The following is a 12,232-nucleotide window of genomic DNA, read 5'->3' as shown; positions in this document are numbered from 1 at the left end:
AAAATGAAAAAGACTATATATAAAACATTAATATTATTTACAGCATTTTTAATAAATGTGTCATGTAATAAGGATTATTTGGATGTTTCTGATGAGTTGGCAGGAGAGCAAACTATGGAAGAGATATTTAGTATTCCATCGCAGGTAAGAAGTTTTCATAGAAATATTTTTACAGGTATCCCTGAGAGCTCAAATATGATATTTAGTCCGAGTTATACCCTTGGAGGTCTCGATAATCCTTGGGCAGGTTTAACAGATGAGTTAAAAGCTGCACAAGGTACTTTGAGGAGCGTCACCACTAATGGATACAATTCAGGTAATGCACCATTTCATAGATGGGGTACACTGTATACGCTAATAAGACAAGCAAATTTGTTTTTAGATAATGCCAAGGTTATTCCTCAGTCAGGAGAAGCCGATTTTATCGATATTGATGAGTTAAGTCAGCTTAAAGCACAGGCCAGATTTCTAAGAGCCTATTACCATTATTTATTATTTGAATTGTATGGGCCAATACCTATTATGGATTTTGCTGCAGATCCTAGTTCTCCAGATTTAGACTTTGCTAGAAATTCGGTTGATGAAGTGGTCAATTTTATTGATTCAGAATTAAAAGCTGTATCAGAACAATTAAATGATATTGAAACAGCCGATGCCTTTCTGGCTTTACCTACCAAAGGCGTAGCTTTGGCTGTTAGAGGTCGATTATTGATGTATGCTGCAAGTCCATTGTTTAATGGAGAGTATCAAGAAGCACTCAGCCTTACAGATAAGGATGGAAAACAATTATTTCCAGAACGAGATGATTCAAAATGGCAAAGAGCTTTAGATGCTATGCAGGAGTTTATAGATTTTGCTGAAGATGGCTATTATAGCCTTTATAAGGAATATAATACCAATGGCACTTATAATCCAGATACCTCGCTTTATAATTTGTTCAGAAGTGTAAATGAGGAGGTTATTTGGGCTAGTCCCCGTTCTTCTTGGGGAACATTATCTAATGAAGGTATCGACAGAAGATGTACACCTCGTACAGAAAGAGGTGGTTTTGCTAGTATCGCCATTACCCAGGAATTAGTGGATGATTATTTAATGGTAGATGGTTTGCCTATTGAAGAATCCCCTTTATATTCTGAAACAGGATTTTCTACCGCGGGTGAAGATATTTCAGGTCATGTAGGAGAAGGAATTTATAAAATGTGGATTAATAGAGAGCCACGATTTTATCAAACGGTGTTTTTCCAAAATAGAAATTGGCATATAAGCAATAATAAAATACAATTTCATAGAGGTAGTGGTAATGGTAATATGTCATCAAATTACCCTTGGTCAGGATATATGCTTTACAAACGTATTAGTAGAGAGATTTATAATTCAGGAAGTTACCCGAGGAATGAGTATAGACCAGCAATTCTTTACCGTCTAGCCGAGTTTTATCTTCTATACGCCGAAGCACTTAATGAAGTTAACCCTTCTGATACAAGAGTTATCGAATATGTAGATCGTATTCGTGAGCGAGCAGGGATTCCAAAACTTATAGACATTAAACCAGAAATAGTAGGAAATAAAATAGCCCAACGTGAAGCTATAAGAAGGGAAATGCGTGTAGAATTAGCTACAGAAGGACAGCGTTACTTTGATGTGAGACGATGGATGATTGCTGAAAACCCTGTGGGTGAAGGCGGTCAAGGAGGTCCTTTTTATGGAATGAATATGAGTGCAGAGCAAGATGATGCCACTTTTTATCAAAGAACGCCATATGAAAACAGAGTCTGGAATACAGCTATGTATTTGTATCCCATACCACTTAATGAAATTCAAAAAAGTGAAAAGTTAGTACAGAATCCGGGTTGGTAGAACTGTATAATTAAGTTTAATATTATTCCCTTATAAAATGAAATTAAAATATAAAAAAATCAATATATATGCACTTCTAATTTGTGTCATACTTATTATTAGTTGTAATAACGATCCAGTTGAAATGAAAACACCTAACGGAATTTTTATTTCTCCAACAGAAAAAACTATTAGTGAACCTTTTGATATATTGTTTTTAGATTATCCTTCAAAAAAAGACATTGCAGTGTCTTTATACGATGAAACTAAAATCAATGTAAATGTTTCAATAGATCAGAATAATGATTTAGTTGAGGTTTATAATGAAAGCAATAATACAAGCTATCAGTCTTTGCCTATTGAAAATGTTACTTTTAGTTCTAAGGACTTCATTATAGAAGCTGGGACAAAGGTGTCAAATTCAGTTAGCTTAACAATTAGTACGACCAATTTAGATCAGGAAACTATTTATCTATTGCCCCTAGAAATAACAAATGTAAGTGACCCTAATATACCACTAGATAAATCGATGAATAGAAAATATTATGTGGTTCAAGGAGGACCTCCTCCAAACATTGCAATTGGAAAACCAACAATGCAATCAAGTACACTTTCAGGGGCTATTAGTAGCCGAGCAGTAGATGGTAATACCAGTGGGTTTTGGTCTAATGGATCTGTATCGCACACGGGTAATGCTGGAGAAGAATGGTGGGAAGTTGATTTAGAAAAGGTATCTCCATTTATCCAAGAAGTAATCTTATACAATAGGCAAGATTGCTGTTCAGAGCGATTAGTAGATTTTTATGTTTTTGTTTCTGATGTACCATTTGAGTCGAATTCTGTAGCGAATATTTTAAATCAAGAAGGTGTCTACAGTTATTTTCATGCTGGTGTAGCTGGCTACCAAACAACAATTCCGGTTACCAGAACAGGAAGGTATGTTAGAGTTCAGTTAACAGGAAATACTTATTTAGGTTTGGCTGAAGTTGAGGTTATGGGCATTGAATAGTTATTATAAAGTTTTGAGTTAGTAATTAATAAAAGTCGTGAGTTTATTTTTACTAAATGTGATTAATGTAAAAAAGAATAAGGGTTAGAGCTATTTGTGGAGTATTATAAAAAAACATATTATAGCTCTAACTCACTCACGATTAATTAATAGTCCTTAGCGAAGTATTGTCTCATAATTATCAAGGCAAAAGAGTCAAGCTTTTTTGAATATATATTTTGGGTTAAATGATTAACCCTTTTTTTGTTGCAGAAGTGTCCTGATGTTAATTGAAAGTTTTTTGTATAGCAGTTTTTAAAAGGCAGACAGTATGAGATTGCTATTGTTATGAGTTGTTCACTAAGTTGATTGTTCGTCAAATTTGAATAGTAAAGAGTTGCTAAAAAAATATTATTGACTTATTACGCTATAACTTGTATTCCTCTTAGTTTTTATTAAAATATTAAATTATGAAAAAAAGAATTTTTATGATTCTGGCTGTTTTTAGCTTGGTTGTGTTTTCAGGATATGGACAACAAGTTAACAGAGCTCAAAAATTATTTATAAAACACGGACTCCAGTTTCAGACTTGGAGTGCCACAGGAGGCCACGAATGGCCTATTTTTGATAATGGTGTGACTTCAAGGGTTTCGAACGTGTACGGAGGCTCAAAAAGTGTACGCTATATTAGGGTGCAGTTACCGGGAGAGAGTAATGAGATTTTAAGTTTAGCAGAGGTACAGGTTTTTAGTGGAGGAGTGAATGTAGCTCTAAATAAGGTAGCTACTCAGTCTAGTACAAATGGTAGTTCTGAGGCAAGTAGAGCGGTAGATGGGAATACTAATGGCGATATTAATAATGCATCGGTAACGCATACTCAGTCTTCTTCACAACCATGGTGGGAAGTAGATTTGGGGGCTAATTACGATGTAGAGTCGGTGATGGTGTATAATCGCACAGATTGCTGTGGCGAGCGACTTAGAGGCTATTATATATTGGCTTCACCAAACCCCTTTGTGAGTACTTCTTTAAGTGGAGCGCTTGCAGAAAATGGAGTTGTTTTAGTAGGGCCTCATTTTCCTGTAGCTGATGAATACACAAATCTTCCGTTTGTTCAAGGATTTTATGAAAAGCCCATGTTTAGTCCTGATTTTTTTAACCGTCACCCAAATGCGCTTTGGAGCATGGAAAAAGCCCCTTATGGAACACAACTAGATATGGGGCCTACAGCTTCTGAAGTTTCAAATGGATTTTTAGATGCTTATCAATTAGAGAAAGTAGGCAATTTGGTTACTTTAGGATTTGGTGATGAAGAAAATTATTCCAACGAATTGAAAGATTGGTTCAAGCAATGGTTCGATTTAAGTAAAGCAAAATATCCTGATGTCTTGTTGCATAATAATCAATATGTTAATCAATGGAGCGACAGTCAAATGAGAACCTACATACAACAGGCACAACCTGATTTTATTAGTTTTGACAACTATTTGTTTAATGAAAGCCAAGTAGAGTTTGATGGAGGTTCTTTGAGGTCCATGTATAACTACCTTGGTAGATATAGACGCTTAGCGCTTGAAGGTATTGATGGTGATGGAAATTTACCAATAGAGTTTGGACAATATACCATTGGTTTTAGGCAAGGATCTACTCAAGCAGGTGAAGGTGGACTTTATTATACTTCTGAATCTCAAATTTATGGAGAAGTATTTGGCGCTTTAACCATGGGAGCTAAATGGTTAAGTGCATGGAGGTATAATCGTTGGGATAGAAGTTACTGGATTGATAATGCAGGTAACCTACTTCCTGGATACTATTGGTATGCAAATGCATTAAAGGAGTTTAAGAATTTATCTCCTCATTTATCAAGATTACAAACAACAGACGTACGTTTTATTCCAGGAGAGCATTTATTTGGTGGAAATGCAGTGTCTAATTTAACCCCTAATGAAGTAGCTATTTGGGACGCGGTTTCCGATCCTGATCCTTATATAACGGGAATAACAGCCTCTAATATGGTAAGTGGGACCAATCATAATCTAAAAGGAGATGTATTGATTGGATATTTTAAGCCAGTAAAAAATTTAAGTACTGATACAGATATAAGTATGGGACCAATACATCACAAGGATGCAAAGTACTTTATGATTATGAATGGATTGACAAAGGCAAGTGGTTGTTGCCATGAGTCTTCATCTTCATTGTTTCAGGATGATATTAATCAGGGACTTGCTAGTTTAGCAAAGCAAACCATTACTTTAAATATTGATTTTGGAGAAAATCCTGTAGATGTTTTAAAAAGAGTTAACCCTACTACTGGAGTGGTGGAGGAAATTTTATTAACTCAAGTTTCAGGGAATGAGTACACGGTAGATATTGTTTTAGATGGAGGTAAGGCTGATTTGTTTTATTGGGAGAGTGCACACTCAGTAGTAAACATTATTCCTTATAATCTTGCGCTTAATAAACCAGCTAATGAGTCTAGTGTGCAAAGTGGAGCATTGGCAAGTCGAGCAGTAGATGGTGATACCAGTGGGAATTGGATTGATGGTTCTGTAGCACATACTTTAAGTGAATTTCAACCATGGTGGCAAGTCGATTTGGGTAATTTAGCAGATATCACAAATATAAAGTTATATAATCGCACAGATTGCTGTGCAGATCGTATGACCAATTATTATGTTTTAGTTTCAGAAAATCCGTTTCAAGCATCAGAGACACTTATCGATATTTTAACGCGTTCTGATGTTTATGAATTTTATCAAACTAGTCAAATGGGACGCCCAACTAGCATTTCAATTAATCAAAAAGGCAGGTATGTAAGATTACAGTTGCAAGGTACAAATGCCATTAATATGGCAGAAGTCGAAGTGTATGGAACTTTTTCAAATGCGCTGTCAATACAGGAGAATAGGCTAAATGAATTTAAGATTTACCCCAATCCATTAAAGCGGGGAGAAACATTGAAAATTAATAGAGAATGGGGAAATTCATTTGAAGGAGAACCATTAGAAGTGTCTATATTTTCTATAACAGGAAAAAAAATATATACAAAAAAAATATTACCCGAAAATGGAAAAAGTAATGTAGAAATTAATGTAGAACAATTAACTACTGGGGTGTATTTTATAGAATTATTAACTGGCAGTTTTAGTGAAACAAAAAAAATAGTTGTCAAATAAAAATAGGAACTTTTTTTTAAAAGTATTTAGTTTGTATTCTTTTGATTAAATAAGCATGAATAGAGAAAATAAAAGATTAAAATTGAAAAGTGAAACATTGTTAACTATTTTACTTACTTTATGCGTTAATAGTTTTAACCTCCAAGGACAAAATATTGAAACCCTTCCGAAACCCTCAATAAAACAATTACAGTGGCAACAGATGGAAACCATTGCTTTTGTTCACTTTAGTATAAATACATTTACAGATAAAGAATGGGGCTATGGAAATGAATCTCCGGAGCTTTTTAATCCAACAAATTTAGATTGCCGACAATGGGTTAAAATTTGTAAAGATGCAGGTATGAAGGGTGTAATTTTAACAGCTAAACACCATGATGGGTTTTGCCTTTGGCCTTCTAAATACACAGAATATAGTGTGAAGAATTCGCCTTGGAAAAATGGTACAGGTGATTTAGTAAGAGAGTTTGCCGATGCTTGTAAAGAGTTTGACATGAAAATGGGGTTATACTTATCTCCATGGGATTGTAATCACCCAGATTATGGTAAACCTGAATATAATGAATATTTTAAAAATCAGTTGGAAGAATTATTGTCAAATTATGGTGAGGTTTTTGAAATATGGTTTGACGGAGCAAACGGAGGTCGAGGTTATTATGGTACCGATAAATTACATACTAGAACGATAGATAAAGACTATTATAATTGGAGTGAATTTGAAAGTGTTGTTAAGGCATTGCAACCTAATTGTATTATTCATGGGGGTAAAATAGCCGATATTCGATGGGTAGGAAATGAGGAAGGTTTTGCAGGCGAAACGCATTGGAGCACTATGCTTACGTCAGATAAATTTGATAAAAATATCCCAGTAAAAGATCAATTAAATGTAGGGCATGAAAATGGAACACGATGGTTCCCCTCAGAAACGGATGTATCTATTCGTCCAGGTTGGTATTATCACGATTCTGAAAATCATAAAATAAAATCTTTACCTAAGTTATTAGACATTTATTACGAAAGTGTAGGCCGTAATAGTCTATTGCTTTTGAATTTAAGCCCTGATAAACGAGGACGTATTTTTACAGCTGATTCTTTACGATTACTTGAATGGAGAAAGCAATTGGACTTAGATTTTAATGAAAATTTAATTGATGGAAATGCATCGTTAATAGCTGATAGCAAGGAAATTTTTAAAAATGCTTCAGACGGTAATTTTCAAACCTATTGGAAAGGAGATTCAGAACAACCTAGTTTCAATATAGAATTTGGAGAAGAGAAAACTTTTAACCGTTTGTTATTGCAAGAATTTATTGCAGAAGGACAACGTGTTAAACATTTTACTGTAAAGGGTTATACAGACAATAAATGGATAAATATAGCACAAGGAACAACGATTGGGTATAAACGAATTTTAAGATTTTCGGAGGTTAAAGCGAGCAAAATTCGCATTATTATAGATGAGTCTTTAGCGGTACCTTTAATTTCAGAAGTAGCTGTTTATAATGCCCCGCTAGTTTTGTCTGCTCCAAAAATTGAAAGAAATCAATCAGGACTAGTTAATATCATTTCTCCTGATAAATCTGGAAAGATATTTTATACTGTTGACGGTTCTGAACCTAATAATAATTCCATAGAATATACCCAACCATTTTTACATGATGGCGATTTTACGATTAAGGCGATTGTTATTAATGGTGATACAAAAGGAGAAATAGCAGAAAAGAGATTCGGACTATCAAAAAAGGCATGGAAGGTAATTGGTGATAAAAATGAGTTTCCAAAATTATTTGATGGCTTATCTAAGACGACATGGATCGCTAATGAGCAAGATTTAAAAAGTATTATAATAGATTTCGGAGAACAAATATCCATTTCAGAATTACAATATTTACCAGATCAATCAAGAGGTAATGTAGGTATTGCTTTAGATTATAAAATAATGATTAGTAAAGACCGTAAAAAATGGAAGGAAGTTGAAAGTGGAGAGTTTTCTAATATCAGGAATAACCCTATAAGACAGTTGATAACGTTTAAAAAAAATAAGAAAGCCCGTTATTTGAAGTTTACAACCAAAAATATTGCAGACGGCCAAAGTAAATTAGGTATTGCAGAATTTGATGTCTTTTAAAAGCTTTTATAAAGCAGTTTGTAAGGTTCTTTTTAAGAAGAAAAATCACTTAAATATTTATCCGAAATTTTAAAGTATATATGACAAAATTATTGTTTTCCTTTAGTTATTTAATTGGGATCTTTTGTGTACAAGCTCAAACCCTTGATCCTGTAATCGAGAATCCAGATGTTATAGAAATGAACAAGCTTGAGGCTCGAGCGAGTTTTTTTCCTTACAGTTCTTTAGAGTTAGCAAAAGAAGGTACGCTTTCTAAAGCTGAAAATTACTTGTTGTTAAATGGTATATGGAAGTTTAATTATTGTGAGTCGCCTGAGTTACGTCCTGTTGATTTTTATAAACAAGATTTTGATGTTTCTGGATGGAATAGTATAAAGGTGCCTGCAAACTGGGAGGTGGAAGGTTTTGGTATTCCTATTTATGTAAATGCTACTTATCCATTTCAAAAGGGAAAAGTAACACCACCAGATATCCCTGATGGTCATAACCCTGTGGGCTCTTACAAACGAACATTTGAGCTTCCAAATAATTGGGAAGGTAAAGATGTAATTATTCATTTGGGAGCTGTGAAATCAGCATTTTATATCTGGATTAATGGAGAAAAAGTAGGGTATAGTCAAGGTTCTAAACTACCTGCAGAGTTTAATATTACTAATTATGTAACGCCAGGAAATAATAGTATTGCTTTAGAAGTTTACCGTTGGAGTGATGGTAGTTATCTGGAATGTCAGGATTTCTGGAGAATTTCAGGTATAGAACGTGATGTGTATTTATATGCTAGACCTCAGGTACAAATTGCCGATTATTTTTCAAAAGCAGGTTTAGTTAATAATTATACCGATGGTGATTTTAACTTAAACTTGGATTTAAAGAACATTAGTTCTAAAAAGCAGAAAGGGACGGTTGAAGTGATACTTTCAAAATCTGGGCAAGACGTGTTTACATCTTCATCGGAATACGAGTTAACAGAAAATGGAGATACAGATTTGTCGTTTACAAAAATTATAAAAGATGTGAAATCATGGTCGGCAGAAACCCCAGAGCTTTATGAATTAAGTATTGTACTTAAAGATAAGAAAGGGAATACTTTAGAAGCAATATCAAGAAAGTTAGGTTTTAGAACGTCTGAGGTAAAAGGTGGCCAATACCTGTTAAATGGTAAGCCTATTTTATTTAAAGGAGTTAACCGTCATGAACACGACCCTAACACAGGTCATGTAATTTCTAAAGAAGATATGCTTAAGGATATAAAAATATTTAAAGCATTTAATATCAATGCCGTTAGAACATGTCATTACCCTAACGACCCTTATTTCTATGAGTTATGTGATCAGTATGGAATTTATGTTGTTGACGAAGCTAATATCGAATCACATGGTATGGGGTATGCGTTGCACAAAACACTAGCGAATAATCCCTTGTGGTTAAAAGCACATTTAGAGCGTGTGGAGCGTATGGTTGAAAGAGATAAAAATCATCCATCTGTAATTATCTGGTCGTTAGGAAATGAAGCAGGAAATGGTTATAATTTTTATAAATCTTATTTATTGGCTAAAAAACTAGATTCTACAAGACCAACACAATATGAAAGAGCCGAGCATGAGTGGAATACAGATTTATTCGTTCCTATGTACGACACGCCTCAAGGTGTGGAAGACTATGCCAAAAATGATGATTTTACTAAGCCTTTAGTGCAATGTGAATATGCTCACGCCATGGGAAATAGTATGGGTGGTTTTAAAGAGTATTGGGATTTATATGAGAAGTATGATAAGTTACAAGGTGGTTTTATCTGGGATTATGTTGATCAGGGAATTAAAACAGTAAAGAACGGTCGAGAGATTTATGCTTATGGAGGTGATTTTGGACCAGAAGGCACTCCGAGTGATAATAATTTCTTAAACAATGGTTTGGTACAGCCTGATAGAACTCCAAATCCGCATATATATGAAGTGAAATATGTTCATCAAAATGTGAAGTTTTATGAAAACGATTTGTCTAAAGGGTTAATTAATATTAAAAACTGGTATTTCTTTAGAGACTTATCTAATTATCAATTATCCTGGGAAGTATTGGAAAATGGTAAGGTTGTTGAAACTGGAAGTATAGAGAATATAATAACCAAGCCACAAACAGAAAGAACACTACATATTCCTTATAAAACAAAATTTAAATCAGATGCGGAATATTTTCTAAATATTAATGTCCAATTAAAACAAAATGAGCCTTTATTAGCTGCAGGTTACACCATAGCTTATGAGCAGTTTCAATTAGAAAAAGCAACTTTTAATTTTTTAGAAACTTCTAATCAAGCGGTGAGTTTTGAAACAGAAGATAATATTATTTCGGTATATAATGATGACCTTAAAATGGTGTTTAACAAATTAGAAGGTAGACTAAAGGAATATACCTATAAAGGTAAAAACCTGATAAAAACAGGTCCAGAAGTTAACTTTTGGCGCGCTCCAGTTGATAATGATTATGGTGCGAAGACTCAAAACAAATATAAAGAATGGAAAGATGCGGGTAAAACAGCAAAAATAACGACTGCAATTAAACAAATTAGTAAGAGTGAAATAGAACTTCGCTTTACTAGGGATATGTTTGGGGGAGATGCCCAGGTAACAGAAACTTATAATATAAAAGGACAAGGTGTAGTTAAAGTAACCAATGATTTAAAAGCTTTAAAAGGAAATCATTCTAATTTATATAAGTTTGGAAATAAGCTTGTCTTGCCAGAAGCTTATAAAAACATTACGTTTTATGGGAAAGGCCCTTTTGAGGCTTATGCAGACAGGCAGCATGCTGCAAAAGTAGGTTTATATAAGCAAACTATTGCTGAACAGTATTTTCCATACATTCGTCCACAGGAAACCGGTAATAAATTAGAGGTTCGTTGGGTTGAATTAACGCAAGAAGATGGTTCAGGCCTTAAATTTTTAGGTGAGCAACCATTTAATTTTTCAGCGTTAAATTATAGTGAAGAAGATTTAGATTCAGGAGAAGAAAGGACTCAAAAGCATGCAGGTGAGCTTGATGCAAGAAACGAGGTTTTTGTAAATATTGATGGATATCAACAAGGACTAGGAAGTATAAACAGTTGGGGGAGATTACCTATGGATCAGTATTTATTACCTTATAAGGATTATACATATTCTTACTGGATGATTCCTTTAACAGAATAAACAAGAATATAAATACATGAAGGAAGTCTTTAGAAATTTTATAATAATTACTATTACTTGTTTATTTACGTCTTGTTATTTCAAAGACACAATCTCTAAGGAAAGGAATACAGCTAACTATAAATTAGTATTTGAAGATCAGTTTGAAGATTTTAAACCCGAGTATTGGAGTCTTTACCCATATCAAAACACATTTTCAGCATGGAATCGATATGTGGTAAGTGATAGCAGTTTGGCAGAGGTGAAAAATGGTCACTTACATATCAAGGCGAGATGGAATAAAGAAAAAGATTTACCAGAAACAGGAGCTATACAGACTAAGGATAAATTTAGTTTTAAATACGGTAAAATAGAGGTTAGAGCAAAATTTTCACGATCAGGTCAGGGAGGCTGGCCAGCTATATGGTTGATGCCTCAAAACCCAATATATCCTGGATGGCCAGATGGGGGTGAAATTGATATTATGGAACGTCTTAATAATGATACTTTCGTTCATCAAGTAGTACATCAAAGTGATAATAAACTCAATTCTATATCAATAGGGAAAACACCTGAGATTTTAACTGCTGATTATAATATTTATAGCGTGGTGAAGTTACCTTATAGAATTGAGTTTTATATAAATCATGAATTAACAATGGTTTATGAGCCTAAAGAGGATTTTGTTAAACGATGGCCTTTTGAAACAGATTATTATATTATTTTAAACCATGCTTGTGCTGATAAAGGTCAGTCCGGCATTGATTTTTGGCCCGGAAAAGTGAATGCTACAGAAGGATTTCCATATGAGATGGTAATTGATTATGTGAAAGTTTGGAAGTTAAAGGATGAAAATTTAAAAGTGAGAAACTAAAATGACAGTTAATACTGGAATAATATGTTTTTATTCTTACTTATTGTGTTAATTGGCTTTGTT

The 12,232-nt window shown here is 33.9% G+C and carries 6 protein-coding genes; all 6 read left to right on the top strand.

Going from position 1 to position 12,232, the window contains the following annotated elements:
* The first annotated feature begins 3 nt into the window (after positions 1–3).
* Entirely contained in the window at positions 4–1,857 is a 1,854-nt protein-coding gene (locus ICJ84_RS11510; protein ID WP_188216560.1) for a RagB/SusD family nutrient uptake outer membrane protein, read from the top strand.
* Positions 1,858–1,981: 124 nt separating this feature from the next.
* The gene (locus ICJ84_RS11505) at positions 1,982–2,845 is read left to right on the top strand and encodes a BT_3987 domain-containing protein (protein ID WP_188216559.1); all 864 of its coding nucleotides are present in this window, start codon (positions 1,982–1,984) and stop codon (positions 2,843–2,845) included.
* A 449-nt stretch (positions 2,846–3,294) separates the two neighbouring features.
* Positions 3,295–6,003, top strand: coding sequence for a galactose-binding domain-containing protein (locus ICJ84_RS11500; RefSeq protein WP_188216558.1), 2,709 nt, complete (start codon positions 3,295–3,297; stop codon positions 6,001–6,003).
* Positions 6,004–6,058: 55 nt separating this feature from the next.
* Positions 6,059–8,131 (top strand): alpha-L-fucosidase, encoded by a 2,073-nt coding sequence (locus tag ICJ84_RS11495; protein ID WP_188216557.1) that lies wholly within the window; start codon positions 6,059–6,061, stop codon positions 8,129–8,131.
* Between the two features lie 80 nt (positions 8,132–8,211).
* Positions 8,212–11,316 (top strand): glycoside hydrolase family 2 TIM barrel-domain containing protein, encoded by a 3,105-nt coding sequence (locus ICJ84_RS11490; protein WP_188216556.1) that lies wholly within the window; start codon positions 8,212–8,214, stop codon positions 11,314–11,316.
* Between the two features lie 16 nt (positions 11,317–11,332).
* Entirely contained in the window at positions 11,333–12,169 is an 837-nt protein-coding gene (locus tag ICJ84_RS11485; protein ID WP_188216555.1) for a glycoside hydrolase family 16 protein, read from the top strand.
* Positions 12,170–12,232 lie beyond the last annotated feature (63 nt).

The organism is Aestuariibaculum suncheonense, assembly GCF_014596935.1.
Classification (GTDB): Bacteria; Bacteroidota; Bacteroidia; order Flavobacteriales; family Flavobacteriaceae; genus Aestuariibaculum; species Aestuariibaculum suncheonense.
Note: the sequence above shows the minus strand (reverse complement) of the source record. Positions and strands in the feature narration are given on the sequence as shown.

Excerpts from the sequence above, each read along its gene's own strand:
- ICJ84_RS11510 (WP_188216560.1), top strand. The coding sequence starts at position 4 with ATGAAAAAGACTATATATAAAACATTAATATTATTTACAGCATTTTTA.
- ICJ84_RS11505 (WP_188216559.1), top strand. The coding sequence starts at position 1,982 with ATGAAAACACCTAACGGAATTTTTATTTCTCCAACAGAAAAAACTATT.
- ICJ84_RS11500 (WP_188216558.1), top strand. The coding sequence starts at position 3,295 with ATGAAAAAAAGAATTTTTATGATTCTGGCTGTTTTTAGCTTGGTTGTG.
- ICJ84_RS11495 (WP_188216557.1), top strand. The coding sequence starts at position 6,059 with ATGAATAGAGAAAATAAAAGATTAAAATTGAAAAGTGAAACATTGTTA.
- ICJ84_RS11490 (WP_188216556.1), top strand. The coding sequence starts at position 8,212 with ATGACAAAATTATTGTTTTCCTTTAGTTATTTAATTGGGATCTTTTGT.
- ICJ84_RS11485 (WP_188216555.1), top strand. The coding sequence starts at position 11,333 with ATGAAGGAAGTCTTTAGAAATTTTATAATAATTACTATTACTTGTTTA.